The organism is Streptomyces sp. NPDC047841, from assembly GCF_040704085.1.
Taxonomy (GTDB): domain Bacteria; phylum Actinomycetota; class Actinomycetes; order Streptomycetales; family Streptomycetaceae; genus Streptomyces; species Streptomyces argyrophylli.
Genome location: NZ_JBEYRP010000025.1, coordinates 14,649 through 40,202, shown reverse-complemented (window position 1 = coordinate 40,202; position 25,554 = coordinate 14,649). Strand labels below are relative to the sequence as shown.

28 protein-coding genes and 3 pseudogenes are annotated in these 25,554 nt (G+C 70.7%); 17 read left to right on the top strand and 14 right to left on the bottom strand.

Going from position 1 to position 25,554, the window contains the following annotated elements:
• Positions 1-23: 23 nt before the first annotated feature.
• A complete protein-coding gene (locus AB0947_RS33355; protein ID WP_366754112.1) occupies positions 24-614 on the bottom strand; it encodes a non-oxidative hydroxyarylic acid decarboxylases subunit B in 591 nt (196 codons plus the stop codon).
• 132 nt (positions 615-746) lie between these two features.
• Here AB0947_RS33355 and AB0947_RS33350 point away from each other — a divergent pair, with 132 nt between their 5' ends.
• A complete protein-coding gene (locus tag AB0947_RS33350; RefSeq protein WP_366754111.1) occupies positions 747-1,637 on the top strand; it encodes an AraC family transcriptional regulator in 891 nt (296 codons plus the stop codon).
• A 374-nt stretch (positions 1,638-2,011) separates the two neighbouring features.
• On the opposite strand, the pseudogene AB0947_RS33345 reads toward AB0947_RS33350, so the two are convergent.
• Positions 2,012-2,378 (bottom strand): annotated as a pseudogene (locus AB0947_RS33345) (ArsI/CadI family heavy metal resistance metalloenzyme); the annotation flags it as partial.
• A gap of 112 nt (positions 2,379-2,490) precedes the next feature.
• On the opposite strand from AB0947_RS33345, the gene AB0947_RS33340 reads away from it, so the two are divergent.
• From AB0947_RS33340 to AB0947_RS33315, 6 genes are all read left to right on the top strand, one after another.
• Positions 2,491-3,171, top strand: a complete 681-nt coding sequence (locus AB0947_RS33340) for a class I SAM-dependent methyltransferase (protein WP_366754110.1) — start codon at positions 2,491-2,493, stop codon at positions 3,169-3,171.
• 307 nt (positions 3,172-3,478) lie between these two features.
• Positions 3,479-3,724: a hypothetical protein gene (locus AB0947_RS33335; RefSeq protein WP_366754109.1), complete on the top strand. Its 246-nt coding sequence runs from the start codon at positions 3,479-3,481 to the stop codon at positions 3,722-3,724.
• A gap of 39 nt (positions 3,725-3,763) precedes the next feature.
• Complete coding sequence (locus tag AB0947_RS33330; protein ID WP_366754108.1) at positions 3,764-4,174, top strand: cupin domain-containing protein; 411 nt, start codon at positions 3,764-3,766, stop codon at positions 4,172-4,174.
• 254 nt (positions 4,175-4,428) lie between these two features.
• A complete protein-coding gene (locus AB0947_RS33325; protein WP_366754107.1) occupies positions 4,429-4,776 on the top strand; it encodes a cyclophilin-like fold protein in 348 nt (115 codons plus the stop codon).
• A gap of 34 nt (positions 4,777-4,810) precedes the next feature.
• Entirely contained in the window at positions 4,811-6,073 is a 1,263-nt protein-coding gene (locus AB0947_RS33320) for an MFS transporter (RefSeq protein ID WP_366754106.1), read from the top strand.
• A 44-nt stretch (positions 6,074-6,117) separates the two neighbouring features.
• Entirely contained in the window at positions 6,118-6,885 is a 768-nt protein-coding gene (locus AB0947_RS33315) for a glucose 1-dehydrogenase (RefSeq protein ID WP_366754105.1), read from the top strand.
• Between the two features lie 166 nt (positions 6,886-7,051).
• Here the strand turns inward: AB0947_RS33315 and AB0947_RS33310 are convergent, their stop codons facing one another.
• Positions 7,052-7,888, bottom strand: a complete 837-nt coding sequence (locus AB0947_RS33310; RefSeq protein WP_366754104.1) for a helix-turn-helix transcriptional regulator — start codon at positions 7,886-7,888, stop codon at positions 7,052-7,054.
• A 117-nt stretch (positions 7,889-8,005) separates the two neighbouring features.
• Between AB0947_RS33310 and AB0947_RS33305 the strand changes: the two genes are divergently transcribed.
• Positions 8,006-9,070 (top strand): aldo/keto reductase, encoded by a 1,065-nt coding sequence (locus AB0947_RS33305; RefSeq protein ID WP_366754103.1) that lies wholly within the window; start codon positions 8,006-8,008, stop codon positions 9,068-9,070.
• A 136-nt stretch (positions 9,071-9,206) separates the two neighbouring features.
• On the opposite strand, the pseudogene AB0947_RS33300 reads toward AB0947_RS33305, so the two are convergent.
• Together AB0947_RS33300 and AB0947_RS33295 are read right to left on the bottom strand one after the other, a co-directional pair.
• Positions 9,207-9,317, bottom strand: a pseudogene (locus tag AB0947_RS33300) (terminal protein); the annotation flags it as partial.
• A gap of 24 nt (positions 9,318-9,341) precedes the next feature.
• Positions 9,342-10,259 (bottom strand): AraC family transcriptional regulator, encoded by a 918-nt coding sequence (locus AB0947_RS33295; RefSeq protein ID WP_366754102.1) that lies wholly within the window; start codon positions 10,257-10,259, stop codon positions 9,342-9,344.
• 117 nt (positions 10,260-10,376) lie between these two features.
• Here AB0947_RS33295 and AB0947_RS33290 point away from each other — a divergent pair, with 117 nt between their 5' ends.
• The 5 genes from AB0947_RS33290 to AB0947_RS33270 all read left to right on the top strand — a co-directional run bounded on the left by AB0947_RS33290 (position 10,377) and on the right by AB0947_RS33270 (position 13,880).
• A complete protein-coding gene (locus AB0947_RS33290) occupies positions 10,377-11,090 on the top strand; it encodes a DsbA family protein (protein ID WP_366754101.1) in 714 nt (237 codons plus the stop codon).
• Positions 11,087-11,848, top strand: coding sequence for a nuclear transport factor 2 family protein (locus AB0947_RS33285; RefSeq protein ID WP_366754100.1), 762 nt, complete (start codon positions 11,087-11,089; stop codon positions 11,846-11,848). The genes AB0947_RS33290 and AB0947_RS33285 overlap by 4 nt, the downstream gene beginning before the upstream one ends.
• 81 nt (positions 11,849-11,929) lie before the next feature.
• Entirely contained in the window at positions 11,930-12,871 is a 942-nt protein-coding gene (locus tag AB0947_RS33280) for a protein-ADP-ribose hydrolase (protein WP_366754099.1), read from the top strand.
• On the top strand, positions 12,868-13,746 hold the full coding sequence (locus AB0947_RS33275; RefSeq protein WP_366754098.1) for an NAD-dependent protein deacetylase of SIR2 family: 879 nt from the start codon (positions 12,868-12,870) through the stop codon (positions 13,744-13,746). The genes AB0947_RS33280 and AB0947_RS33275 overlap by 4 nt, the downstream gene beginning before the upstream one ends.
• Positions 13,743-13,880 (top strand): hypothetical protein, encoded by a 138-nt coding sequence (locus AB0947_RS33270; RefSeq protein ID WP_366754097.1) that lies wholly within the window; start codon positions 13,743-13,745, stop codon positions 13,878-13,880. The genes AB0947_RS33275 and AB0947_RS33270 overlap by 4 nt, the downstream gene beginning before the upstream one ends.
• Positions 13,881-14,248: 368 nt before the next feature.
• Here AB0947_RS33270 and AB0947_RS33265 read toward each other — a convergent pair whose 3' ends face one another.
• The 3 genes from AB0947_RS33265 to AB0947_RS33255 form a co-directional block, all read right to left on the bottom strand.
• Positions 14,249-14,725 carry a VOC family protein gene (locus AB0947_RS33265; RefSeq protein WP_366754096.1) on the bottom strand — a complete coding sequence of 159 codons (477 nt, stop codon included), beginning with the start codon at positions 14,723-14,725 and terminating at the stop codon, positions 14,249-14,251.
• Positions 14,726-15,045: 320 nt separating this feature from the next.
• Positions 15,046-15,333 (bottom strand): antibiotic biosynthesis monooxygenase family protein, encoded by a 288-nt coding sequence (locus AB0947_RS33260; RefSeq protein WP_366754095.1) that lies wholly within the window; start codon positions 15,331-15,333, stop codon positions 15,046-15,048.
• Between the two features lie 213 nt (positions 15,334-15,546).
• A complete protein-coding gene (locus tag AB0947_RS33255) occupies positions 15,547-16,542 on the bottom strand; it encodes a helix-turn-helix transcriptional regulator (protein ID WP_366754094.1) in 996 nt (331 codons plus the stop codon).
• 158 nt (positions 16,543-16,700) lie between these two features.
• Between AB0947_RS33255 and AB0947_RS33250 the strand changes: the two genes are divergently transcribed.
• The 3 genes from AB0947_RS33250 to AB0947_RS33240 all read left to right on the top strand — a co-directional run bounded on the left by AB0947_RS33250 (position 16,701) and on the right by AB0947_RS33240 (position 18,736).
• Positions 16,701-17,009 carry a hypothetical protein gene (locus tag AB0947_RS33250; RefSeq protein ID WP_366754093.1) on the top strand — a complete coding sequence of 103 codons (309 nt, stop codon included), beginning with the start codon at positions 16,701-16,703 and terminating at the stop codon, positions 17,007-17,009.
• Between the two features lie 181 nt (positions 17,010-17,190).
• Entirely contained in the window at positions 17,191-17,391 is a 201-nt protein-coding gene (locus AB0947_RS33245; RefSeq protein WP_366754092.1) for a hypothetical protein, read from the top strand.
• Positions 17,392-17,548: 157 nt separating this feature from the next.
• Positions 17,549-18,736, top strand: a complete 1,188-nt coding sequence (locus tag AB0947_RS33240) for a tachylectin-related carbohydrate-binding protein (RefSeq protein WP_366754091.1) — start codon at positions 17,549-17,551, stop codon at positions 18,734-18,736.
• Positions 18,737-18,803: 67 nt separating this feature from the next.
• Here AB0947_RS33240 and AB0947_RS33235 read toward each other — a convergent pair whose 3' ends face one another.
• From AB0947_RS33235 to AB0947_RS33225, 3 genes are all read right to left on the bottom strand, one after another.
• A complete protein-coding gene (locus tag AB0947_RS33235) occupies positions 18,804-20,093 on the bottom strand; it encodes a tachylectin-related carbohydrate-binding protein (protein WP_366754090.1) in 1,290 nt (429 codons plus the stop codon).
• Between the two features lie 968 nt (positions 20,094-21,061).
• Positions 21,062-21,808 carry an SAVMC3_10250 family protein gene (locus AB0947_RS33230; protein WP_366754089.1) on the bottom strand — a complete coding sequence of 249 codons (747 nt, stop codon included), beginning with the start codon at positions 21,806-21,808 and terminating at the stop codon, positions 21,062-21,064.
• A gap of 434 nt (positions 21,809-22,242) precedes the next feature.
• A complete protein-coding gene (locus tag AB0947_RS33225) occupies positions 22,243-22,647 on the bottom strand; it encodes a nuclear transport factor 2 family protein (RefSeq protein ID WP_366754088.1) in 405 nt (134 codons plus the stop codon).
• 187 nt (positions 22,648-22,834) lie between these two features.
• Here AB0947_RS33225 and AB0947_RS33220 point away from each other — a divergent pair.
• Positions 22,835-23,053, top strand: a pseudogene (locus AB0947_RS33220) (hypothetical protein); the annotation flags it as partial.
• Between the two features lie 127 nt (positions 23,054-23,180).
• On the opposite strand, the gene AB0947_RS33215 reads toward AB0947_RS33220, so the two are convergent.
• The 3 genes from AB0947_RS33215 to AB0947_RS33205 form a co-directional block, all read right to left on the bottom strand.
• Positions 23,181-24,188 carry an ABC transporter permease gene (locus tag AB0947_RS33215; RefSeq protein ID WP_366754087.1) on the bottom strand — a complete coding sequence of 336 codons (1,008 nt, stop codon included), beginning with the start codon at positions 24,186-24,188 and terminating at the stop codon, positions 23,181-23,183.
• Entirely contained in the window at positions 24,185-25,111 is a 927-nt protein-coding gene (locus AB0947_RS33210) for an ABC transporter ATP-binding protein (protein ID WP_366754086.1), read from the bottom strand. The genes AB0947_RS33215 and AB0947_RS33210 overlap by 4 nt, the downstream gene beginning before the upstream one ends.
• A 95-nt stretch (positions 25,112-25,206) precedes the next feature.
• Positions 25,207-25,464, bottom strand: coding sequence for a hypothetical protein (locus tag AB0947_RS33205; protein WP_366754085.1), 258 nt, complete (start codon positions 25,462-25,464; stop codon positions 25,207-25,209).
• Positions 25,465-25,554 lie beyond the last annotated feature (90 nt).

The window sequence follows — 25,554 nt, the reverse complement described above, 5'->3', positions numbered from 1 at the left end:
TTGGTACGTGGTGCCGCGGCCGGTCAGACGGCGGGTTCGAGCCCGCGTGCGACGCGCATGCCCGCCCATCGCTCGGCGGCGGGCGCGGGCAGGTCGAACTGGTCGAGGACGCGGGCGGTGACGTGGTCCACGATGTCGTCGACGGATCGCGGATGGTTGTAGAAGGCGGGCATGGGCGGCACCATCGCCGCCCCCATGCGCGTCAGCGCCAGCATGTTCTCCAGATGGATCTCGCTCAGCGGCGTCTCCCGCGGCACCAGGACGAGCTTGCGCCGTTCCTTCAGGACGACGTCGGCGGCCCTGCCGATCAGCCCGTCCGCGAAGCCGGCCCTGATTCCCGCCAGGGTCTTCATGGAGCACGGCGCGATGATCATGCCGTCGGTCCTGAAGGAGCCCGACGAGATGGTGGCGCCCTGGTCCCCGGGTGCATGCACCTCGTCCGCCAGCTCGCCGACCTCGCGGACGGAGAGTCCGGTCTCCAGCTCGATGGTGGCTCGCGCCCAGCGGCTGAGCACCAGGTGCGTCTCCATCTGCGGTAGCCGGCTCAGACACTGCAGCAGACGGATGCCGAACACCGCGCCCGTCGCACCTGTCATACCCACGATCAACCGCATGTCGTACCCCTTTCTCTGGCGCACGGCAGGGAAGACGGCAGGTCACGGACTCTTTTCGGTCACCCACACTTCCGTGCGATCACTACGCTAGGTACACATCGCAGAGACAGCGCAGTAGGCTGGGGACACGCTATGAGCAAAAACGGTCAACCTGATGTCACGGACATCCCGTACCAGTCGTCCGCGGGAGCTCCACCGGGGATCGAGGTGCTCGACTTCCCCGGGCTGGCCGCGCGTGCCGCGAGTCACAGCGTCGACCCGTACTCCCCGTCGAGGGCGGCTTTCCACGAGGTGCTCACCGTGCGGACCGGGTCATTGCGCTATTCGCTGGACTTCACCGAACACCAGTTGAACGAAGGCCACTGGCTGTGGGCCCGCCCCCGGCAGATCCACCAGTACCGTTCCGACCTCACGGCCGCCGAGGGCGTCGTCATCCTCTTCCAGCCCGGCTTCCTCGGCGCAGCCACCGCCCAGGCCGCCGACGCGGACCGACCCCCGCCGCAGGCCCTGCTCGTTCCGGAGTCCGCCGCGCGTGACCGGCTGCAGCGAGTCCTCGAACTGTTGGAGAGCGAGTACCGCGAGTTCGCCGGCCTCCCCCTGGACGTGCACATCCAGGTGCTCGGACATCTGCTCGCCACCCTCCTCCTGCACCTTGCTCATCTGCAGGGCTCCCAAGGCGGCGGCCAGGTCGGCAATGACGTGTTCCACCGCTTCCGGGATGCGGTGGAACGCGACTACGCCCGCAGCCACCGCGTGGAGGACTACGCCAGGGAGCTTCGCTACAGCGTCCGCACTCTCACCAGGGCCACAATCGCCGCCACCGGGTCCGGCGCCAAGCGCTTCATCGACGACCGCGTTCTGCTGGAGGCGAAACGCCTCCTGGTCCACACCGATCTGTCCGCCGCCGCCATCGGCGAGCGACTCGGGTTTCCGAGTGCCACGGTCTTCACGAAGTTCTTCCGGCAGCGCGTCGGCCGGACACCGACCGCCTTCCGCGCCCGCGAACTGGGCACCTGGACCTGACCGACCAGACGCCGACGACGCCCTTGGAGCGTGTGAGTCTTCAACCCGTGTGTTGGAGGCTGGTTCAGGTGGGGTCGGTGGCGAGGAACCTTGCGGTCGGTGTGCGGAGGCGGAGGTGCAGGTGGAGTGGGGACATGGTGGCCGCGTGCTTCCGCGAGCGGGAGGACTCCCTGTGCCCAGTTCGGGCCCCTCGCACCTGTGCACGTGCAGAGTGCGGCCCTGGTGTCTGCAGGGGGTTGCGGACGCCTTGGTCGGCTGCCGCAGGCGCATCCCGCGGCGGCCTTGGCCTCGGGCGGGGTCTGGGCCGGGTCCACGGCCTGCTCGCCGGGGGTGTGGCAGGCGGTCGTGCCGCAGCAGGCGCCCGGAGCGGTGCCGGCCTTCTCCAGCGTGTCGGCGTCGGCCTTGACCACGTACACCCACCGTCCCAGGGCTCCTTGCCGGACCGGTCACCCATGTCTTGTCCTGCACGCGTAGCAGCAGGAGGTGTCGTTCTCCTCGAAGGCGGCCAGGCCGGCGTCTCCGAGGCGGGTGGTGGCGGCGGTGACCTGCTCGGTGGTCTCGACCTCGACGGCGAGGTGGTCGAGGCGGGTGTCCTCGCCGACTTCGCGCCTCGATGGGGACGAGCTTGAGCGGGGGCTCGGTGCTCGCGGAGTTGGCGTAGCCCTCGCGGCGCTTGGCCGGCTCGGCGCCGAACAGCTTGGAATAGAAGGCGGTCGAGGCTTCGAGGTCGGCGACGCGCAGGGCGAGCCGGCCAGTGCGACTACGCCCGGCTGTTCCCCGCCCCTTGGACGCCGTTTTGCCGGAGCGGCAACAGGAGTGGCGTGACCGGGCCCCGATGGGTGACGTTGAGCCCGTGACCGACAACATCACAGCGGGATCGCCCGCGTCTGACACTTCCTTGCCTGGCGACGGATACGTCGGAGACCCCGCGGTGCGGGCGGAGTGGGACAACCGATACGCCGACCGACAACAGCTGTGGAGCGGCCGGCCCAACGGTGCGCTCGTGGCCGAGGTCGCCGGGCTCACGCCCGGGCGGGTGCTCGACGTCGGCTGCGGCGAGGGCGCGGACGCCGTCTGGCTCGCGCGCGGCGGCTGGGACGTGACCGCGCTCGAGGTCTCGGGCGTGGCGCTGGAGCGGGCGGCCGGGCATGCGCGGGACGCGGGCGTCGCCGTTCGCTGGGTACACGCCACGCTGACGGAAGCGGCGCTCCCGCCGGCCTCCTTCGACCTGGTCTCCGCGCAGTATCCAGCCCTGCTGCGCACCCCCGACGCCGCAGCCGAGCGAGCGCTGCTCGCGGCCGTCGCGCCCGGCGGCGTACTGCTGCTCGTACACCACGCGGGGATGGACACCCAGCAGGCGCACGACAGCGGCTTCGACCCGGCTGACTACGTCTGGCCCTCGATGGTCGCCGCCCTGCTCACCGACGACTGGAAGGTGGAGGTGAACGAGCAGCGACCACGCGTGGCACCCGACGGCGGCGCCGGCGCGCACCATGCCGACGACCTGGTGCTGCGTGCGCGACGGCTGCGCTGAGCCCCTCCGCTCACAGCAGGCCGGGCAACTGGGCAGTCCCCCAGTCCCCCCAGCTGCCTCACAGGGTGTTGGGGAAACTGAGGGACCGCTCTCGGTGATCAGTTCGCGAGCGGCGGCCAATGTGCGGGCCGGTGCACTGCCCGCAGGCGGCGTAGCCGGCGCACTCCATGCAGAACTGCTTGGGGACGCGCGGGCACGAGCAGATCGGGTTGTGGTCGGGATCGTCGTCGTCCTCGCGCCAGGGCTCCCGAGCGGCGGCGCGTAGTCGACGCGGACCTGGCCGTCGGCCGTCAGGTCCTCGTACCGGGTGCCGCAGCCGGTCACCTCCACCCAGGAGGCCACCACCTCCATCAGCGAAGACCGCAGGCGCCTGGCCGTCAGCGCCTGCATCTGGACCCGCGTCACCGAAGGCGAGCCCGCCTTCGCGCCCTGCCCGCCACACATCGCCCCCGACCCGGAACTACGTCCCGTCCGGACCCGGGAACGACACAACGTCTTCCACTGGCTCCGCAAAGCTGACCACCGCGCCGTCAAGACCCTCCTCAAGCCCTGACCTGCCGCCCTTACTCCGCCACCCGTACAAGGAGCTTTCGTGCAGATCACCCGTAGCTCGATCGACACCGTCAAGGGCCCGGCCGACTGGTTCACGGGCGACGTCTACATCGACGCCGTCGCCGCCGCGCCCGAGCCGTCCCGGGTCACCGCGTCGCTGGTGCACTTCATGCCCGGCGCCCGCACTCACTGGCACCGCCACCCGCTCGGCCAGACCGTCTTCGTCACCGAGGGCGTCGGTCTGTGCCAGCGCCGCGGCGGACCGGTGGAGGTCATCCGCCCCGGCGACCGCGTCCTGTTCGAGGCCGACGAGGAACACTGGCACGGCGCCGCCCCGAACCGGCTGATGGTGCATGTGGCCATCAACGAGGGCGACGACGACCACGCCGTCGTGCACTGGCTGACCCCCGTCACCGACGAGGAGTACGCAGCCGCCCCAGCCACCGGCTGACACCCGGCGCCGCGCCACCACGCCCTGCCGGCACCCAACCCGGCACTGCCGCGTGCGCGGCCCGGCAGCTCATCCGACCCAGCGGAGTCTGGAGAGACAGGCCCGTGCTTCGCGCCTTCCTTCGCACTGTCCTGCTCGCCGTCCTGATCTGGCCCATGACGGCCTGCAGCGATCAGCCGCCGCCCGCCGCGCCGTCCCCGCACCCGTCGGCTACGACGCGCGCATCATCCGCACCCTCCCACAGGAACAACGCCATGCGCATTCGCCTGACGATCGACGGCCAGCCGGCCGACGGCACCCTGAACGACAGCCCCGCCGCCCGCGACCTGGCCGGCCTGCTGCCGCTCACGCTGAAGCTGGAGGACTTCCACGGCACGGAGCGGATCGGCTATCCGCCGCGCGAGCTCACCACCGACGGCGCCCCCCAGCCGTCCGCGGCCAAGGCAGGCGACCTGGCCTACTACGCGCCGTGGGGCAACCTGGCCATCTTCCACCAGGACGGCCCTGCCCCCTCGGCCGACCTGCTGATCCTCGGCCGCTTCGACGCCTCCGTCGAGCAGCTGGCCAAGGCCGAGCGGATCACCATCGGGCCCGCCACCTGACCACCCCTTCTCCAAGCCTGGAAAGAAGTTCTTCATGCCCCACCCCGCCGCTCCGGCGCCGGGCAAGCTGCCCTTCGTCGTGTGGATGCTCGCGGCCGGCACCTTCCTGATGGGCACCACCGAGTTCGTCATCGCCGGGATCCTCCCGGACATCGCCCCCGACCTGGGCACCAGCGTCTCCCACGCCGGACTGCTCGTCACGGCCTTCGCCGTCGGCATGATCCTCGGCGGGCCGACCATGGCCCTGGCCACCCTGCGCCTGCCCCAGCGCCTCACCCTCGTCATCGCCCTGACGGTCTTCGCCGCCGGTCACATCCTCGCGGCCCTCACCAGTTCCTTCACCGTCGTCCTGGCCGCCCGTTTCGTCACCGCGCTGGCCACTGGGGCGTTCTGGGCCGTCGGCTTCGTCATCGCCACCGCCGCCGCCGGACCGGCGAACGCGACCCGGGCCGTGAGCGTGATGATGGGCGGCCTGACCCTGGCCAACGTCGTCGGCGTCCCCGCCGGCTCCCTGACCGGACACGTCACCGGCTGGCGCGGACTGTTCTGGGTCCTGGCCGCCCTCGCCGCCCTGGCCGCCGCCGTCATCGGACGCTTCCTGCCCCGCACCCCGCGGCGCGCCCAGATGTCCGTCCGCGGCGAGATCCGGGCGCTGCGCCAGGGCCGTCTGTGGCTGGCGCTGGCCGCGGCCGTCCTGATCATGGGCGGGGTCCTCGCGACCTACACGTACATCACCCCGCTGCTGACCGACCGGGCCGGCATCCCGGCCGGGGCCGTGCCGCTGGTCCTGGTCGCCTTCGGCGCCGGCGCGCTGGGCGGCACCGCGATCGGCGGCCGGTTCGGCGACCGGCGGCCGATGGCCACGACGATCCCGGCCGCCGCAGCGACCACGCTGGCCCTGCTCGCGCTGATCCCGCTGTCCACCACTCCGGCAGCTGCCGTCACCCTGATCTTCCTGATGGCCCTGACCGGGTTCACGATCAACCCGGTCGTCACCGCCCTCGCGGTCCGCTTCGCCGGTGACGCGCCCACCCTGACCTCGGCGCTGACCACATCCGCGTACAACACAGGCATCGCCGCCGGCTCCGCGCTCGCCGGCCAGGCCCTGGCCTCCTCTCTCGGCGTGACCGGCCCCGCGCTGATCGGCGCCCTCTTCACGGGCCTGACCCTGCTGCCGCTGATCGCCCTGGCCACCGCCGCCCAGCGGGGGACGACCCGGATCGTCACCCAGAACAGCCCCGACGCTCAGATCCCGGCACCACGGCAGACCACCGAAGCGACATCGACGCGGTCCTGAACCCGTCCGGCCATCTGACACCCCGTCCACCAGGAGAAGACCCCGTGAACCCCACCTACGACTTCACCGGCCAGGTCGCCTTCGTCACCGGCGCCGGCTCCGGCATGGGCCTGACCGCCGCCCGCGCCTTCGCCACCTCCGGCGCCGCCGTTGCCCTTGCCGACGTCAACGAGGCCGCGGTGCACGAGGCGGCCAAGGACCTCACCGACGCCGGGCACCAGGCCCTCGCCCTGGTCTGCGACGTCACCGACGAGGACCAGGTCGCCGCCGCCGTCGACCGCACGGTGGCCACGTTCGGCCGTCTCGACATGGCCTACAACAACGCCGGCATCCAGATCCCACCCGCCGACGCCGCCGACGAAGGCGCAGACCAGTTCGACCGCGTCCACGCCATCAACCTGCGCGGCGTCTGGGCGTCCATGAAGCACGAACTGCGGCACATGCGCGAGCAGGGCAGCGGCTCCATCGTCAACTGCTCCTCCCTCGGCGGCCTCGTCGGCCTGCCCGGCCGCGCCTCCTACCACTCCACCAAGCACGGCGTGATCGGCCTGACCACCAGCGCCGCCCTCGAATACGCCCCGCGCGGCATCCGCATCAACGCCATCTGCCCCGGCACCATCGACACCCCCATGGTCAGCGACATGATCGCCAAGGGAGAACTCGAGCGCGCCGAAGCCGAAGCCAACCAGCCCATAGGCCGGCTCGGCACACCTGAGGAGATGGCCCAGGCCGTCCTGTGGCTGTGCAGCCCCGGCGCCAGCTTCGTCATCGGCGTCGCACTCCCCGTCGACGGCGGCTACACAGCCCGGTAATCACCCGGCGCAGCTCGGCGGTGCGTTCGGGATGGGCTGAACTTCACTACGACAGTGACAAGAAGGGTGCCTGAATGACACCTATCGAGCGCCTGCCGGCCCGCGACTTCGGTGTGGGTGAGGCACGGTGGTTGTCACCAGCAGCGCGCAAAGCACCTTGGCCCGGTCACCGCGCGTACAGCCGGTTCAGGGACGCGCGGCTCTCCTCGTCCACGGCGCGGTAGACCAGCAGGCGCAGTTCCGGGTCCTGGAGCGGCAGCAGGACTTCGAAGTCGACGGTGATCGCACCGGCGACCGGATGCCGCAGCAACTTCCGGCCGCGTCCGTTGACGCTGACCTCCCGCTTCGACCACAAGCGGGCGAAGTCCTCGTCCTGCGTGGCGAATTCGGCGATGAGGCCGGACAGTTCCCGGTCCTCCGGGTGCGCGGCCCATGCCGCGCGCAGGTGGGCGATCCCGTCCCGCAGCACCTGCTCCCGGTCGGCGTAGAAGCCGCGCATCGCCGGGTGCAGCAGACACAGCCACATCGCGTTGCGCCGTGACGGCGGCACGGCCTCGAAATCCGGTAGCAGCCGAGCCATTTCAGGGTTCCAGGCGAGGATGTCGTAGCGGTGGTCCAGCAGCATGGCCGGCAGCGGCGACAGGTCACCGACCAGGCGGGCCAGCGACGGCGCCGCACCGGCGGCCGGCCCACCGGTGGTGCCGGGGCGGCGCCGTCCGGCCAGGTCGAACAGGTAGTCGCGTTCGCCTGGATCCAGGCACAGGGCACGGGTCAGCGCCGCCAGCACCTCTGCCGAGGGCCGCAGCCCGCGGCCCTGCTCCAGCCGGACCACGTAGTCGGTGCTGACCCCGGCCAGTTCGGCGACCTCCTCTCGGCGCAGCCCCGGCGTCCGCCGGGGCCGCCGGTGCGTCGGCAGGCCCAGCCGGTCGGGGTCGAGGCCTTCGCGCCTGCTCCGCAGGAAGGCGGCCAACTCCTGGGCGGTGTCCATGGTTCGGGTCGTCATGACCGGTCCAACCGCCAGGGTGGGAACGGTCTTCCCAGGAAGTGCCGTCCCTTACCCCCGGGCGGCCGCCGTCACAGACTCGGTCCCGGCAACGGACCACGAGCACAGGAGGACCTGATGGCACTGACCCTCGACGCCTACCGGCTGCTGGGCCGCTCGGGACTGCGGGTCTCACCGCTGGCCCTGGGTACGGCGACCTTCGGCACCGAGTGGGGCTGGGGCGCCGAACGGGCCGAGGCCCGCAAGCTGTTCGACCACTACGTCGGGCTCGGCGGCAACCTCCTCGACACCGCCGACACCTACACCGACGGCAGCTCCGAGCGCCTGCTGGGCGAGTTCGCCCGCGAGGAGCGCGAACGCCTGGTGCTGGCGACCAAGTACTCGACGCTGCGCCGCCCCGGCGACCCCAACTCCGGGGGCGGTCACCGCAAGGCTCTGTTCGGCTCGGTGGAGGGTAGCCTGCAGCGGCTGGCCACCGACTACATCGACCTGCTGTACCTGCACGTCTGGGACTTCCGGACGCCGGTCGAGGAGATCCTGCGCGGCCTGGACGACCTGGTCCGGCAGGGCAAGGTGCTGTACGTCGCGATCTCCAACACCCCGGCCTGGCAGGTGTCCCGGATGCAGACGATCGCCGACCTACGCGGCTGGTCACCGCTGGTCGCGCTGCAGCTCGAGTACAGCCTGATCGAACGCACCGCGGAGCGCGACCTGATCCCGATGGCCCGGGAACTGGGCTTGGGCGTGGTCCCGTACTCACCGCTGGGCGGCGGGGTGCTCAGCGGCAAGTACGGCCGCAACGACGTGACCGCGACGGGCGCCGGCACCGGCGACAGCACCCGCAGGGGCCTCAACCTCGCCCTGGGCACGCTCACCGAACGCAACCTGGCCGTGGCCGAGGTCGCCCGGGAGGTCGCCGCCGAGCTGGGCCGCACCCCGGCCCAGGTCGCGCTGGCCTGGACCCTGCAGAGACCGGGCGTGGCGACCACGCTGATCGGGGCCCGCACTCCCGCCCAGCTGGAGGAGAACCTGGGCGCCCTGGAGGTCGAGTTCACGGCCGCCCAGCTGGCCCGCCTGGACGCGGCGAGCGCGATCGAGCTCGGCCAGCCGCACGACCTGCTGGCGAGCGACCACATCCGCCGGGTGACCACGGGCGGCCTGCGGATCGACACCCGCGGCTGACGGCCGGCCGTCAGCCGCGGGAGCCGGGGTCTGTTCACCGTCCGGGCGAGCCATGTCCGGATCGCTTCCGCCGTCGGACTCCGTCGAACCCGGTGACCTTCACCGTTCTCATGCCCCCGGTCGGAGGCGAGCCTAACGACTCGGTGATGGCCTCCGCGACGACCGGATGCAGATCCTCCTCCGTCGCTCCGGCCTCCTGGAGCTCCAGGATCTGCTTCGCGTAGGTGGGCGAGATCGGGGTGGTGATGGTGCCACCATCCGGCATGCCGACCTATGGCGGCGGTGCCGTTCCCTGCGGGGAGTGCCCGCGGACCGTGTCACGGAAGGCGATGGGAGTCTGCCCGGTGCCCCGGTGGAAGAACTTGCTGAAGTGCGTCGCGCTGGGGAAGCCGAGATGGTCGGCGATGCGGGCGGCGCTCTGGTCGCTGTGGGCCAGGAGGCGCTTGGCCTCCAGGATCACGCGGCGGTCGATGAACTCTTTGGCGCCGAGTCCTGCGGCGGCGAGCGTCGCGCGGGAGAGCGTGCGGGGCGAGTAGCCGAGGCTCTGGGCGTAGTCCTCCACGCGGCGCGTGCGGGCGAAGTCCTGTTCGACGGCGTCCCGGAAGCGCAGGTAGGTGGGGTCGGGTTCGGGGGCGGGCGAGCCGGCGGGCGCGGTCAGGTGGGTCAGGCGCAGCACGAGGACGGCCAGCAGGTGGCGCAGGGCTGCGGTGTGGACGTCCAGGGGCAGGTGTCCGAGTGCGTGGAACTCGATGCCGAGGTGCTCGGCGGCGAGGCGCAGGGCCGCGGCGTCGTCGGGCAGGGGGAGGCGCAGGACCGGGGCGTGCGGGTCCTGCGTGCGGGCGGCGTCGGCCGTGGCCGCGTCGAGGAAGTCCGGGCGGAACAGGATCAGGGTTCCCTCGGCGCCGGTGAGGTCGCCCCACTGGTGGACCTGGCCGGGGCGTACCCAGAGCCAGGATCCCGGTTCGAGGGCGTAGCCGGCGAAGTCCACGGTGTGCCACAGGGTGCCGCCGGTGAGGGTGAGCAGGTGGTGGAAGTCCGGCCGCCGCGGTGTTGCGAGTTGGGCCGCGGTGGCCCGGTGGCGCAGATCAGCCAAGGACAGGACCTCGACCCCCGCAGGTGTTCCGGCGGGCGCGGTGAAGGCGATCTCGGGGATCTCCACCCTGTCATCGTGTCGCTTTTTGGCCATCATGTGTCGCCAGCGTATCCGAGTGCCATCGGGTCTGCCTCGTAGCTTGGAGGCATCGCTTCAAGCGGCGCCACACCGGGTGTCGGAAAAGCGTAAGAGCTGTATGGAAGGAGGCATGCGATGGCCGCAGCAGAGAGGGTCCGGCTGACGTATGCCTTCGACCCGTACTGCCCCTGGTGCTACGGCTTCGGCCCGGCGCTGCGGTCCTTCACCCAGGACAACGCCCACCGCATCCGGCTGCGCATCCGGCTGCGCATCCGGCCGGCCGGGCTGTACACCGGCGCCCGGGCCCGGCCGGTGTCGGCCTACCCTCGGACGGCCGAAGAGTGCGAGCGGGTCACGCGGCTGACCGGAGTCGGCTTCGGAGCCGGATTCGCGCAGGCGCTGACTGACGGAACGACGGTCGCGGACTCCACCGCAGCGGCCGCCGGCCTGGCGGTGTTGTACAGCCGGGCCGACGAGGTCGGCGTACCGCACCTGGACGCGGCCGAGGCCGTACAGATGGCATGGTTCGTCGACGGCCGCAGCCTCGCCGATCCCGAGGTCTACCGCGACATCGCTGACGGTCTGGGCTTGGACGCGTCCTTGGTGACGGCCGCCTACGCCTCGCCGGCACCCTGGGAGCAGGCCCGCGCCGACTTCCGCGCGCTACGTCGCCTGCGCGTGACCACCTACCCCACGCTCCTGCTGCACACCGCGCACGGCGCAGGCCGGCTGGGCGGTGCGGCGTCGACCGCCGCATCACTGACCGCGGCGCTCAACCAGTGCCTTGCCCCAGCGTTTCCCCGACCTTCTTTCACCCCACCCCCCGTTTCGCAAGGAGAATTGTCATGAGCGACACCAAGAACACCGTCCTGGCCGCCGCCGGCGAACTGTTCGGCAAGAAGGACCCGGCTGCGGTCGACCGCTGGGTCGCCGCCGACTACACGCAGCACAGCGCCCTGGCCGCCGACGGCCCCGAGGCTCTGCGCGCGCTGGTTGCCTCTCTCGGTGACGACTTCCGTTACGAGGGTGCCCGGGTCATCGCCGACGGTGACCTGGTCGCCCTGCACGGCACGTACCACGGGTTCGGCCCCGACCCGCTGGTCGGCTTCGACATCTTCCGCGTCGACGCCGACGGCAAGCTCGCCGAGCACTGGGACGCCCTCACCCCGCTGGTGAAGGACACCGCCTCGGGCCGCTCGCAGACCGACGGCCCCACCGAGGTGACCGAACCCGCCAGGACCGAGGCCAACCGCGCCCTGGTCACCGAGTTCGCGCAGAAGGTCCTGGTCGGCGCCGACTACTCGGTCCTCCCTGACTACATCTCCACGGCGACGTACGACCAGCACAACCCGGAGGCCGCCGACGGCCTGGACGGGTTCGGGGCCGCCGCCGCGCAGTGGGCCGAGCAGGGCAAGAACCTCGTCTACACGAAGGTCCACAAGGTCATCGCCGAGGGCGACTTCGTCCTGACCCAGTCCGAGGGCGAGTTCGGTGTCCCGGTGGCCTACTACGACCTGTTCCGCGTCGCCGACGGAAAGATCGTCGAGCACTGGGACGTCATTGCCCCGATCCCGGCCGAACTTCCGCACACCAACGGCCTGTTCTGACGATTCCTCCCGGCCCGGTGCACCCTCGCCCTCTTCCAGGCCGAGGCCGCACCGGTCCCTCCTCACCACCCGGGAAACCGCGTGCCCACTCCCACCCTCGAACTCGCCGACTACCGCGCTGCGATCGCCCTGGACGATCCGTTCCGGACCACCACCGGCCCCACCGTGCCCGCGCAGCCTGCCCACCTGGTCCGCGCTGCGCTGTCCTTGCTGAGCAACGACCCGGCCACAACGACGACGGCGGCGGGCTTGGGAGCGGGCGACGTGGACCGGCTCGATGACGCGACCGCCCGACGCCTGCTGCGCGCGGTACTCACCGTTCGCCGACCGGGCCCGCTTCCGGCGGACGTGTCCCAGGTGCTGGACGCCCTCCTGAGCAGTGAGCGCGCGGCCAAGATCGTGACGGACCCGGGCCGCCTCCCTTGCATCGCCGAGGAGTTCCCCGGCACGGCCTACCCGGCCGCGGACCGTACGGTGCTGTGGCAGGGCGACATCACCACCCTTGGCACGGACGCGATCGTGAACGCCGCCAACAGCGCGATGCTCGGCTGCTTCGTCCCCCGGCACCCGTGCATCGACAACGCCATCCACAGCGCCGCGGGCCCCCGCCTGCGCGACGACTGCCACACGGTCATGACCCGGCAGGGCCACCCGGAACCGACCGGCACCGCGAAGATCACCCGCGGCTACCACCTGCCGACCCGCTACGTCCTGCACACCGTCGGCCCCATCGTCGACGGCCCCCTGCACACGACGCACGAGCGCCTCCTGGCCGCCTCCTACCGAGCCTGCCTCGACCTCGCTGCCGACGTCGCGGACATCCGCACGGTGGCGTTCTGCTCCATCAGCACCGGCGTCTTCGGCTACCCCAAGCAGCCCGCGGCCCGCATCGCCCTGGACACGGTGGCCGACTGGCTCGACGCCCGCCCCGGACACCTGGACCGCGTGATCTTCAACGTGTTCGCGTCCGACGACCGCACCGCCTACCTCGACGCCCTGACCGAAGGGTCCACAATCCGATGAACCACCAGCCCCACGCCCTTCAAGCCCAGGCCGACACGGTCCGCTCCTGGCTTGCCGAGGCCGACCGCGTGCTGATCACGGCCGGCGCCGGACTCAGCGCTGCGGCGGGCTACGACTACGCCGACGCCGACCGCTTCCAGGAACTCTTCCCCGCCCTGTACCGCCTCGGGCTGCGGTCCCGCTACCTCGTCGGCGTGCCCCTGCCGCTCGCCCTGCTGTGGGGCTACTGGGCCGTCCACATCGACGACATCCGCTACAGCCCCGCCCCCAACCCGCTCTACCAGCGGCTGCGCACACTCGTCGGGGACAAGGACCACTGGGTGATGACCTCCAACGTGGACGCCCTCTTCGCCCGAAACGGCTTCGCGGCGGACCGGGTCTTCACCCCCCAGGGCGACTACGGCCGCTACCAGTGCACGACCCCCTGCACTCCCACCACCTGGGACAGCAAGCCCTTGATCGACCGGCTCCTGTCCGCGTACGACCCGGACACCGGCGTCGTCACTGATCCCGACGCCCTGCCGACCTGCCCGAGCTGCGGCGGCGAGGTCGAGATCAACGTCCGCACCGGTCCCGAGTTCATCGACGCCCCCTACCTCCCCGCGGCCCGGCGCCTGCAGGACTGGCTGAACGAGACCCCCGCCGACACCCGACTGCTGATCCTGGAGTTCGGCGCCGGTTTCAACACCCCCGGCGTCATCCGCCACCCCGGCGAACGTCTCACCCGCCACTTCCCCCAGGCCCGCCTCGTCCGCGTCAACCCCACCCACCCCGAGACCCCCGCCGACCTGGCCGGACGAGCCCTGTCCCTCCCTGCCGGCGCCGACCACCTGCTCGACGCGCTCAACGCGCCCCACCCTGCGGTGACCCCGTGAACGATCCGGAGAAGAACAAGACCACGGCCAAGGCGTTCTACGACCTCGTGTTCAACGAACGCCGCCCCGCCGAGGCCCTCGACGAACGCGCCTCGCCCCAGTTGCTGAACGGCAGCCACCTGGTCACCTCATGACAGCAGACCAGCACACGCTCACAGCGCACAACCAGGCCATCGACAACCGAACACCGCTGACGCCGCGATCGGCGCCCCGCGCTCGACTCCGTGTTCACCGGCGCATGGCCGGGGAATGGCGGTCCCCGTTGGATGTGACCGGTGACGGCCCGATGCGGCGGGGGCCGGACGGCGGGTGACGCAGATGGTGGCGGCCGGACGGCTGACCGCGGGCCGCCGGGAGGAAGCGGCCAGGGGGCGGCGCCTGCGCCTCGCCCTGCGTCACTGTCGGCCGCAGTCACGGCGACCGAGGCCAAGCTGCGGGTCAGCGCGGGCCCCGCTCCGTCTCAGCGTGAAGGATGCGGTCGTCGGCCCTGCCCTCATCGGGTCTACGCGGGCACCTCTTGCAGCACCCACTCGTTTCCGTCCGGGTCGTTGAACGTGGCGTACGAGCGGTATCTGAGCCGCTGGGGATGGAGGCCGCTGCGTCGGGTTTCGTCAGTGCAACGGTGGAACATGTCGCAGGTGTCGTGGAAGACCTCACTCGTCTCGACCCCCCGCTCACGGAGGTGCAGGCACGCGCTTTCGATGTCGGTCACGACGAGATGGAGCCCCCGGACCGTGCCAGGCACGGCCGTTGTCACCTCGGTCCCGAACAGAATTGAGCACGGAGATCCCGGAGGCGTCATGTGTACCACTCGATATGATTCGTCGCTGCTGTGGTCCTCGTCCAGACGGAACCCCACCGCCTGATAGAAGGCCTTGGCGCGGTCGACGTCGGAGACGGGGAGGACGACCAGCTCCAGCCTGAACTCCGAAAGGGGCTCGCTGCCTTCGGCGGCGACCGCAGCCGTTCCGGCGCGCACCGGGCCCTCCGCCTCCTCGATCTCTACCCGATAGACGTAGAGTTGAGGTTCATCTCCCCGTCCCGTTCAAGGGTCGGGTAGGACGACGAGAGCCCTGCTTGAGGCGCTGGGCACTGCACCCGGCGACGCGTACCACGTCCCTACCGAGCAGGGAGGCAGCTGCGATGTGGTCGGCGTGGGAGTGGGAGTGCACCAGGTGCGTGACCCTGGATGGTTTGCCGCTGGCACGGGTCACCCTTCAGGACGGCATCAGGTGGCGCCCAGGGGCGGTCTGGACGTCGACGAGCACGACGCCGTCCCGGATGGACGTGGGTCGTGGTTCATTGCCGGCTAGAGGTGCGGGCGGCGATCTCCGCTGTCAGAAAGGGTGCCTTGTCGAGCGCGGTGCCTGAGGTCCACTCGGCGATGTGGACGAACTGCGCCTCGGGGGTGTCGGCGAGCGGCCTGTGCAGGCGGGAGCGGAGGAAACCGGGCTGGGTCGACATGATCCGGGCGTTCTCCTGGTACACCTCGACGAAATAGTCGGCTTCGCCCGCCGGCACGGTGTAGCGCTTGATGACAGTGACCGGCCCGTCGATGCCCGTCTTCGATTCCAGCGATTGGCTCATCCCTACAGTGACCGACGACGCCACTTGTTCGTGACCGACTGTCGGCAAGGCCACGCGCGCAGCTACTGGACGAGGCCGGCCGACACTGGTTCGGCGCCCGGGAACCGTGGCTTGGGTACGCCGGCCCGCCCGATGTGGTCGAGGGCCGGCTGTTGCGGTAGTCCAGGTAGGCCGTGAGCCGGTCGCGCACAGGATCTGCGAGCAGGACCGTTGTCAGGGGCGGGCCGGGAGCCAGCGTTGTTGGACGGCGCGTACGCCGGCCTGGAAGCGGCTGCGGGCGCCGAGGCGGTCCATCAGTTCGGAGGCTATGCGGCGGGCGGTGCGATGGGACACCCCGAGCCGCTTGGCTATGGCCTCGTCTGTGTGGCCCTCGGCGAGCAGGCGCAGGGCGGTGGCCTGCTGGCCGGTGAGGCCGTGGGCGTCGGTGGGGACGACCTGGCCGAGGGGCTGGGCGGACTCCCAGGTCGTCTCGAAGAGCGCGCACAAAGCGGTGAGCGTGCCCTGCCCGGTCAGGACCACCGCGCCGGCGGCGGTGTCGTCACTGCTGACGGAGACCATGGCGATCCGCCGGTCCATGAGGATCATCCGCGTCGGGAGCGACGGCACCGTGCGGACCTGACCGCCCAGCCGGGCCAGCCAGTCGGCGTGCTCGACAGTCGGGCGGTTGGTGCGCACGCTGTCCAGGTAGATCGTGCGCATCCGCACCCCGCGGCCGAGCAGATCCTCGTTGAGCGGCCGGGACGCGGCCATGTTCTCCGCGGTCTGCGGCCCGCCCGGCGCGAACGTCAGGAACTCCTCGCGCACCTCACGGGTGAGCACGGCCAGCCGGTCGCGGATCTGGTCGAGCCCCACCAGTTGTTCCACGCTGGGGTGGCTGGTGGCCGGCCGCAGTTCGGCGTACTCCGAGATGAGCTGGGCCGCGGCCGCCCGCGAAGCCTCCAGGCGCTGCTGCTGCGCCGCCAGCCGGGCCTGCTGGCGGGCCATCAGGATCTCCATGCCGATGTCCGGCGACACCGCCCGCATCCGCCCCGCGTCCCCGGCGGCGGGACGCACCAGCGCCAACTCGCTCAGGGTGTCTAGGGCATCGCGCACCTCCTCCTCGGACAACCCCACGGCGTCGCCGAGGTCCGCGACACCGGCGGCCGGGTGTCTGAGCATGGCGCGGTACACCGTCTCCGCGACGGAATCGAGTCCGAGTCCGGTCAGCACGTGTGTCCCCCGTTTCTGCACCCAACATCCCCTGTTCGGCGTCGATCCTCGCAGAACGGCAACGTTTCGTCATAGGATCGGGCCGGAACGGGCCAGGGACACAACCGACCACCCCCGGAACCGATGCGGGGGCCCGCTTCGTTGAGACGCTGGAGCGCATGTACCTCGTCCACGCGCACCTGGAACTCCCTCCCGGCAGTCACCTGCCGCCGGAGGTCCGCGAGTTGGTGCGCTCGTCCCTGGCCCCCGGCGACCGCGTCGAGCACGTCTCCGTGCACGTCCGCTCCCCCGTCTGGCTCGCCCTCGGCCTCTATATGCTGGCCGACGGGGTGGAGGAGGCCGAGCAACGGGCCGTCCGCGTCTGTGCCAGGCTGCTGCGTGAGGTACCGCAGTTGGCAGGGGCGCGACTCACGGGTGCCGGGGTGCCGCTGATCCCCCTGGCGTTCGAGGCACAGCCCTCCGACTGACGTCCAAGGCGCCACCAGCCCCCGTGGACGTATCGGTCCAAGGCCCTTTCCGTCCATCGCAGACCCCTTCTCACACGCCCGGCCGGCGACGAACCTGGTGATCACCGGCCGGAGCGCGCGTCACCGCGGGACGCAACGACGGGCCGGACCCCGCACCTCGTCCCGGAAGGAACGGTCTGTCATGCCTCGCACCCGTATCGCCAAGGCCGCCGCGGTCGCCTCCCTCGTCGTCGCCGTGGCCCTCGCCACTCCGGCCGTCACCTCGGCACACGGGACGGACGCCGCCGAGTCCTCCGCCGTCGTCGCCGGTGACGCCGGCTGGCAGGTCACACCGGTGGACACCGGCCTCCAGGCGCCCCCGGCCGATGCCGGCTGGCAGTAGGCCACCCGCCGGCAGAAGGACACCCGCCGCCCCGGCCGACACCCGCCGGCAGGAGGCCGCCCGCCGCCCCTGACGGCGACTCCCACGCATCCCACCCGCTGGTCCACGACCTGCGACCGCCCTGCCCGACCTCAACCGCTCCCGGGGGGAACCACAAGTGAAGGAACTCCGCACCAACGGCCGTAGAGCCGCCGGCCTCATGGTCTCCGCCGCCCTGAGCACCGGACTCCTCACGGTGACCGCTCCCACCGCCGACGCGGCCACCACCTGTTCAGGCAGCGTCAGCATCTACGGCGTACTGACCGACGGCCGGCTCACGTTCAGCCAGATCAACCCGGCCACCGGCGACCTGGCCAAGGTGCTCGTCGGACCGGACCTCGGCTTCGAGCCGCGAGCCATGGCGACCCTCAACTTCAACACCGTCCTGGTGACGTCGACCTCCGGTGCCCTCTACCGCATCGACATCAAGACCAACAACACCAGCCTCGCTCTGCTCAACCCGCCGGTGAGGATCGCCGACAGCGGCTGGACCCACGACAAGCTGACCTACGACGGTCACGGCCACCTCTACGGGACGACCACCTCCGGGCTGCTGCTGCGCTACAACGTCACCGAGGACAAGCCCGCCGGCTCCCAGCACATCGGCGTACGCACCGAGATCGACACCGGTTTCGTCCTGAAGACCCTCACCGCGACCGGCGACGACCGGCTCGGCGCCACGACCGAGGACGGCCGGCTGCTCGACTACACCATCACCGGTGCCGGCGCCTGGAAAAGCAACGCCCTGAAGTCCTCCGGCTGGTCGGGCTTCAACCAGCTCGTCTCCCCCGGCGGCGGGCTGTACTACGGGCGGCTGTCCACCGGGGCCATGTACTGGTACAAGGACGCCAACCCGACGGACGGCTCCGGCGCGGACATCACGTACCACCTCGACGACCCCGTCAACACCAGCGGCTGGACGCAGAAGCTGCTGTCCGCGCAGCCGGGCACCTACACCTGCGCGACCTCCGTGGACACCGTCGACCGCAATGACATCACCGAGGTCAAGGCCGCCGGACGGCAGCTGATGAACGACAAGGACACGGCCTGGGCCAACACCACCCAGTGGGCCTGCCTGGAGACCCTCTGGGACCATGAGAGCGGCTGGCGCTGGAACGCCACGAACCCGTCCTCCGGCGCGTACGGCATCCCGCAGGCGCTGCCCGCCTCCAAGATGGACGTCGCGGGCGACGACTGGCACGAGAACCCGCTGACCCAGATCAGATGGGGCCTGAGCTACATCGACGGACGCTACGGCTCCCCGTGCGGCGCGTGGAACTTCTGGCAGGCGAACAACTGGTACTAGACCTTACGGACACGGCACGACGGCGGCGCCCCCTTCGGAAGGAGAGGGCGCCGCCGTCGTGCGCCGGTCAGGCGATCTTGTCGTAGCGCAGGGCGATGTAGGACGAGGCCGGGTGGCTGTCGATGGTGCCGCTGTAGACGTTCGCGGACGAGTAGTTCATGTCCGAGCTCGGGCTGCCCTCGGAGTAGTAGTAGAAGGTGCCCGCGTCCTGGTCCTTCCAGCCCGCGAAGAGGACCGTGTGCCCCTCGCTGCTGGAGTTCAGGGCGTCACCGGGCCTGAGGTCGGCCTTGGAGATCTGCGTTCCCGCGCTGGGGAGGGTCTGCGTCGTCAGCGAGGAGGTGAGGTGCCAGGCCATGGAGACGAATCCGGAGCAGTCGGTGCGGTAGGAGTCGTCGCCCTCGATGTCGGTGGCGTAGGCGCTCTGACTGTACTGGACGTTGCGGTTGTACCAGTCCCTGGCGCGGGTCATGACCTCGCTGCGGTAGATCGTGCCACCCTGCACGGAGTGCGGCGGGGCCGGCGGCACGTAGGCGCAGTTGTTCGCGTAGGCCGACAGCAGGGTCTGCGTCCAGCCGGAGGCGTCCACCGGGTCGTTCGGGTGGTAGGCGATGTCGGAGCCGTCCGCGTCGGTCGGGTCGGCGTCGTGGTACCAGTACATGCCGCCGTTGGTACGGCCGTAGTAGAGGCCCCCGCCGGGGGAGGACAGCGAGTCGACCGCCGACCAGCCGCTCGTCTTCAGCACCGCGCGGTCCCAGTCGTTCACGCCGTTGATCTTGTAGCTGAGCAGGCGTCCGTCCGAGGTGGAGGCGATGATGCGGTCGTCGCCCGCGGCGGCCAGCGTCTTGAGGACGAAGCCCGTGTCGATCACGACGTGCTGGCCTATGTGGGCCGACCCGGACGGCTTGTCCCGGGACACCAGGTACTGGTGGAGCTGACCGTCGACCGTGCCGTAGAGGTGGCCGGCGCCGTCGTACACCATCTTGTCGAAGGTCCAGCCGCCGTCCCAGATCTTGACGACACCGGCGAGGCTCAGGGACGTGTTGTTGGTCTGGACATCGACGCGATAGAGGTCACCGGCGGTCGACGTGACCAGCACCGTGTTGAAGTTGAGCGTCGCCATCGCCTTCGGCGTGAAGCCGAGGTTCGGACCGATGAGCGTCTTGACCCGGTCGCCGGTGTTCGGCTCGATCTGCGTGTACGTCAGTCTGCCGTCCGCCAGCGTGCCATAGATCGACACGTCACCGGTGCAGGAGGCGACGGCCTGCGCGGCCCCGCCGGCGACGGTGACCAGACCCAGGGACATCGCGCCGACGGCGAGGGCGGCGGACATACGGCGAACGGCATGACTCAGTTTCATGGTCTCTCCTGCGGCACCGGTGTCGGACGGGCGCACGCACATCCCTGCCCCGGGCAGCCGGCCCTGCGGGTACGGCTGCCCGGGTTGTTCGAGGGCGTGGCGCCCGGTGGCGGGAACTACTCTCGCCACAGGTCAGGGCTGCCGGAAGAGAGACGCGGTGGCCGCAAAGGTCCCTGGCCGCTTGCGTCCTGACGGTGTGTTGTTCATGTGCGCGCGGCAGGCGACGGTACCGAGCCCACAGCGCCCGGACCGGCGGCGGGCCGTTCACGTGCGTGTCCGCTTGGCAGGGGAAAAGCAGGGAGCCCCGCCCAGCGGAAGCAGCGGGGTGATGGGAGCCGGGTCAGGGACCGGTCACGGACTTGATCGTGTACGGGAAGCTCTCCTGGACCCGCTACAACAGCACCGGCGCACCGAGTTGTCGTCGAGGTCGGTAGCGAGGGCGTGTGGAAGCCCACGTCGTCGGTGGAGCCGAGATCCGCGGCGGGCTTGCCAGAGTGCCGGTACGGAGGTTCCCTGCAGGGCTGCCAACCTCCCGCTGGGCCACCGCGGTAGCTGTGTGTCGACACGTCGTGACCCCTGCAGTTGACAGGAGCGGCAGATCCAGGTGCGCTACGGCAACAAGAAGGCCGGAGCGCCCTACTACGCGTGGGCGTCCACCACCGGCGCGAGGAGGGGTGATCAGGTCCAACTCCGGTGGGACAATCGACTACGGGTCCTGACAGCCGCCTGCGCGTGGACGACGACACCGGTCGCCGGCGTGCCGACGGCCCGCGGTCGTCGGTCGTTCCAGTGGCCCGTTCGACTCGTGGTGCGTGCGCCTGGTAGTCGCCGCCGGCGCCGTTGTCGGCCTCGGCGATCAGACCGTACAGAAGAACACGGTCCGCGTCGGTCCGGCCGGGGAGCCGGCGTCGGCGGGCTGCCAGGTCGCCCCCCCGTTCTCCTGGGCGCGGAGAGCCGACTGCTCAGCCTCACTCGGGTAGGTCGTGCGCATACTCGACGTACAGCGGTGTTGCCGCGAGCACCGATGGCAGTCCGGCATAGTGTTCGGAGCGGTTCACTCGCATCGTCACCCGCGCGTAACCGCGCATCCAAGCCGCGGTTTCAGAGCTCATACTGCTCGCCTGAATGAACCTGGCCAAGAACCTGTTCCGCTCGGCTCCCGGCAGTTCAACAGGTTCGATTTCTGTCTCAAGCAGGCGTTCCGCCGCTGGAAGCGGAGGAGTTGCCTCAAAACGGCGCACGGCCATGTGGAGCGCACTTCCCACGATGCCATACAGCGAAGTTCGGGAGATGGTGGGAGGTACGTCGACTCGCAGATGGTGGGCACTGCCATGAAGGAGAAGTCCGATCCCGCTACGGTCCGACTCGTTCGCCCCCGTTGCCATCGTGTCCAGGAAAAAGACAGTTTTCGAGCTCCCACCGGCTGCGACGACCGTATTGAAGGGGGCTTCGAAGTACACCCACCGTCCCGCACAAGCCTCTGGGTCCTGGTACCAGAGTGAGCGCTCGTCGAGATGCTTCATCACTGCAGCGAGATGACTTGGCACGCTCTGCTCTTTCTGGGCCTCTGCCAGCTCTACCTCGACGCCGCCCCCTCCTGCGGGCGTTGTGACATCCATGCGTGCCCTGGTCAGGCGGCGGAGCCAGGTCAGGGGCCTTCCTCCGGGGACGAACTGCCGCAACTTGGCGTCCGACAAGTAGACCAATTCCTGCATTGCGCCACCCCCAAGTCGAGTGCCCTGATTGTACGGACCGGGTCCGGACTCTCGCTCGGCCGCCGTGGAAACGCAGGCAGCGTCTCCACCGTGCGGTGGAGGTTGTCGGCCGTGCGGGCCATCCGGCCCCGTCATCCCCCGATCCGCCGACTACCGTACGAGTACGCCGATGCCGCGCCCGATGCAGGCACGCGGCCGAATGGGCCGGGCAGAGCACAGGAGCGGTCGATCCGGCACCCGGGGTTCGGCAGCGGCATTCACTCGTGCCTCGGCGGCGCGCTGCCCCAGCGGGAAACCCAGATCGCGCTGACCGAACTGCTACGCCGACTCGGCCGCCCCAGGATGGCCGCCGATCCGGCGCCGTACCGGCGAGTTCCTGGAACTTCGGCAAAGTGACAGGCTGGTCACCCGGCCGACCCGAGCGAGGCCAAGGATCAGGCTCCGGCGATGGTCCGGCCCGGCATCGGCTCCGCGAGCGCGGCCCGCCAGGCCGGCGCGCCGAAGGGGTCGGCGAAGTACTGCGTCTCGTGCACCACGCGCTGGTCGGCGAATTCCATGATGCTCACCGAGTACGAAGGCACACCGTCGTAGGTGATGATGCATTCGCTCACCCATAGATTCGCACGGCCGGTGATCCGCTGGACGGTGAAGTGTCGGTCGGCCGGGTGCCCGCCGCGTTGCGCCGAGATCGCCGCTCGGCCCCGGAACCGCTCACCTGACTGCGGGTAGTCCAGGATCGCGTCCGTGGCGTAGATGGCGTGCTCGGCTTCGGTGTTCCCGCGTTCCGAGGCCCGCCAATGCTCCTCGATCGCGGCCCTGGTCCGTGAGTCAGCATCCATGGCACCGCCCTTCCGTAGCAGTGACAGCCTAGGCACTCCGGGCCACAGCCGGCCCGGGGCCGGGCGGACCTGGGCTGTCAGGTCCTCCCTTTGGCCGGATCGGAAGGCGGCAGCCGTCCACCGCGGCAACGGCGTCGAGTGACCGCCGCCCGGCTCACCCCATCTTCGATCCATTCTGGTGGGAGTTCTCCGGGTGCGGCGTGCCGACTTCGACCACATGGTGCGGCTCGGCTGGGTCCGCTCACCACAGTCGATCGAGGTCCGCTTCGGCACCAGCCGGGCCGGAGCCGTCGACGTCGCGCTCTACGCCACGGCGTCCGTCGACGCGGTCGTCCCCACCCACCCCGAGGCCGACTGGGAGCAGCTGCGCACGGTGAAGAAGGGCCGGCGCTCTCCGCCGGCATCAGCACTACGAGGGTGCCCTGCTGCGCCGCCGGGGGGAAGTCTGCGGCGGAGCAGGGCGATTGGGCGGCCGGTATCTTGCGTGCGAGCGCACGGGTGCCGCGGGATGCCCCGGTGGCCGGGACGGGCCGTCAGGCGGAGTGCCGGCGCATCCGCCACACCGACAGGGCGACGAGCGCGGCACCGAGCGCCAGGCACACACCCGTCGCCGACCACTGCAATGCCCACAGGTGGGAAGCGGGATGGTATTCGGCCCAGTGGCCGCTGATGCCGTGCGTCTTCAGACACGCACGGTAGTCGGTCTGGGCGTAGCAGTCCACGACGTCGGACACCCGCCGGCCGTCCTTCGACAGCGGGCCGTCCGCCAGCAGCCACGCGGAGTCCGGAGCGGGCGGCTCGGTGGTGTGCTGTGCGTTCACCGTGCGTATCGGCCACAGGTGCGGGCGAGCCCACTCGATCAGCGCGAAGAGCGCTGCTCCCGCCACGAGCGTGGCTCCCATGGCAGCGACGGTACGGCGCAGGAACAGGCCGAGGGTGGCGCCCAGCAGGTAGAACAGAACGCTGAGGCCGACGACGACGGGCCCGATCCCGTAGAACGGGTACCACATGGACCACGGGAAGACGGACCCCATGGTCTTGGCGATCGGGTGCCACCACCAGGTCATGGCAGCGCCGGTCACCCCGCTGACGATCACGGTCATGACGAGCGGCACACCCAACTTCGCGGCGAACCAGCGCAGCCGGGTAACGGACTGGGTGGCCACCGTGCGGTAGGTGCCGGACTCCAGTTCCTGGGCGAGCTGCGGCCCGCCCAGGAACACGCCGATCAGGAAGGGCAGCAGCAGGACGGCTTGCAGGGCCCGCCGCAGCGGGTACTGGTACTCCTTGCCGAAGCTGAGCAGGTCCCGTGTGCACTGCGTGGAATCAACCGTGCCGCCGCGGCAGGCGTCGAGGTGCTGGGCGGCGATCGCCGCGGTGGCGTGCTGGTGCTGGACCGCGGCGTAGACGGTGACGGCCGCGGCGGCTGCCAGTCCGATCAGGAACGCGACGCGGTTCTGCCGCCAGATCAGCCAGGTCAGTCCGCGCAGGCGCAGACCGCGCCGGACACGCGTACGGGCCGTGTGGATCGCGGTGCTCACACCGACACCTCGCTCTCCGTGGAAACCCGCGCACTCGGGGTGATCAGCGGCGCCGTGTCCGGCGCGCCGAGATAGCCGAGGACCAGTTCCTCGAGGGTGGGCGTGCGGTGGGTCCCGTCGGGCGGTGGTGCGTCGTGGGTCCGGACCAGCGTCGCGCGCTCCGCGCCCTGGCCGGTGGTTGCGATCACGTCGTACTCGTCCGCGTCCGCGGCTGCGGCGGTGAGCTGCCGGTGCCGGTCCAGGAGGAGGTCCACCTCGCCGGCCAGCCGGACCCGGCCGTTGTTGACGAGGACGAGGTAGTCGCAGGCATTGCTCAGCTCGGACACCAGATGCGAGGACATGACCACGGTGGAGCCGTTGCGGCGGGCCTCGGCCCGCAGGATGTCGGTCATCTGGTGGCGCACCAGGGGATCGAGGTCGGCCATCGGCTCGTCCAGCAGCATCAGCCGGGGGCGTTTGCCGAGGGCGAGGGCGAAGGCGACGCGGGTCGACTGACCGCCGGAGAGCGTGCCGACCCGTGCGTCCATCGGGATGCCGCCGGCCTCGACGACCCACTCGGCGGTCTCCTGGTGCCAGCTGGGGTTCAGCTCCTGGCCCATCCGCAGGATCTCGCGCACCCGGAACCGCGGGTACAGGGCCTTGCGCTGGCTGAGGAAGGCGGTGCCGTGGCGGGCCTCGGGGCTGCCGGGGCGGTGCCCGGCCAGCCGGATCGTGCCGGTCGTCGGTTCGACGAGGCCGGCGGCGAGCGACAGCAGCGTCGTCTTGCCGGCGCCGTTGGGCCCAACGAGCGCGCACACGCGGCCGGCGGGCAGTCGGAAGGAGCTGTCGCGCAGCGCCCAGCCGCGGCGGTAGCGCTTGCCCAGGCCGACGGTCTCGATCGCTGGGGGGTGAGGGACCTGGTGGTCCGTGGCGGAGTGTGTCATGGGGTGATGGCCTGTGTGGTCTTCCTGGGTGAGGTCGGCAGAGTGGGGACGCGCCCCGAGCGCGCGAGACGGCGCGACCGGGGCGGGTCAGTCCCCTACGAGTCCGAGTGGGTGTCAGTGGCCCTGGAGCGGCGCAGCGCGACGCACAGCACCGCCGTGCCGGCGGCGACGACCAGCAGGTGCGACAGGCCCGGAACGGGCACCGCGAGGGTCCACACCTGCAGATGGGCGAGGAAGCGCCCGGCCAGCGGTACGGCACCCAGCAGCAGGATTACCGCACCGAGAACGCCGGCGACGAGTCGTGCGGGCTGCCGGACCGGAAGGACGGCGCCTTTTTCGAGGATTCGGTTCATGGCGCCGACGCTATGAGCGGGGCGGGCACGCCGGCTTCGGCGGAAAGTCTGCGATCGGCGGGTGACCAAAGTAGCGGTGGGGACATCCGC

Excerpts from the sequence above, each read along its gene's own strand:
- AB0947_RS33355 (WP_366754112.1), bottom strand. The coding sequence starts at position 614 with ATGCGGTTGATCGTGGGTATGACAGGTGCGACGGGCGCGGTGTTCGGC.
- AB0947_RS33325 (WP_366754107.1), top strand. The coding sequence starts at position 4,429 with ATGCGCATTCGCCTGACGATCGACGGCCAGCCGGCCGACGGCACCCTG.
- AB0947_RS33210 (WP_366754086.1), bottom strand. The coding sequence starts at position 25,111 with ATGACACACTCCGCCACGGACCACCAGGTCCCTCACCCCCCAGCGATC.
- AB0947_RS33305 (WP_366754103.1), top strand. The coding sequence starts at position 8,006 with ATGGCACTGACCCTCGACGCCTACCGGCTGCTGGGCCGCTCGGGACTG.
- AB0947_RS33310 (WP_366754104.1), bottom strand. The coding sequence starts at position 7,888 with ATGACGACCCGAACCATGGACACCGCCCAGGAGTTGGCCGCCTTCCTG.
- AB0947_RS33235 (WP_366754090.1), bottom strand. The coding sequence starts at position 20,093 with ATGAAACTGAGTCATGCCGTTCGCCGTATGTCCGCCGCCCTCGCCGTC.
- AB0947_RS33320 (WP_366754106.1), top strand. The coding sequence starts at position 4,811 with ATGCCCCACCCCGCCGCTCCGGCGCCGGGCAAGCTGCCCTTCGTCGTG.
- AB0947_RS33290 (WP_366754101.1), top strand. The coding sequence starts at position 10,377 with ATGGCCGCAGCAGAGAGGGTCCGGCTGACGTATGCCTTCGACCCGTAC.
- AB0947_RS33260 (WP_366754095.1), bottom strand. The coding sequence starts at position 15,333 with ATGAGCCAATCGCTGGAATCGAAGACGGGCATCGACGGGCCGGTCACT.
- AB0947_RS33205 (WP_366754085.1), bottom strand. The coding sequence starts at position 25,464 with ATGAACCGAATCCTCGAAAAAGGCGCCGTCCTTCCGGTCCGGCAGCCC.
- AB0947_RS33250 (WP_366754093.1), top strand. The coding sequence starts at position 16,701 with ATGTACCTCGTCCACGCGCACCTGGAACTCCCTCCCGGCAGTCACCTG.
- AB0947_RS33285 (WP_366754100.1), top strand. The coding sequence starts at position 11,087 with ATGAGCGACACCAAGAACACCGTCCTGGCCGCCGCCGGCGAACTGTTC.
- AB0947_RS33245 (WP_366754092.1), top strand. The coding sequence starts at position 17,191 with ATGCCTCGCACCCGTATCGCCAAGGCCGCCGCGGTCGCCTCCCTCGTC.
- AB0947_RS33295 (WP_366754102.1), bottom strand. The coding sequence starts at position 10,259 with ATGATGGCCAAAAAGCGACACGATGACAGGGTGGAGATCCCCGAGATC.
- AB0947_RS33225 (WP_366754088.1), bottom strand. The coding sequence starts at position 22,647 with ATGGATGCTGACTCACGGACCAGGGCCGCGATCGAGGAGCATTGGCGG.
- AB0947_RS33230 (WP_366754089.1), bottom strand. The coding sequence starts at position 21,808 with ATGCAGGAATTGGTCTACTTGTCGGACGCCAAGTTGCGGCAGTTCGTC.
- AB0947_RS33350 (WP_366754111.1), top strand. The coding sequence starts at position 747 with ATGAGCAAAAACGGTCAACCTGATGTCACGGACATCCCGTACCAGTCG.
- AB0947_RS33275 (WP_366754098.1), top strand. The coding sequence starts at position 12,868 with ATGAACCACCAGCCCCACGCCCTTCAAGCCCAGGCCGACACGGTCCGC.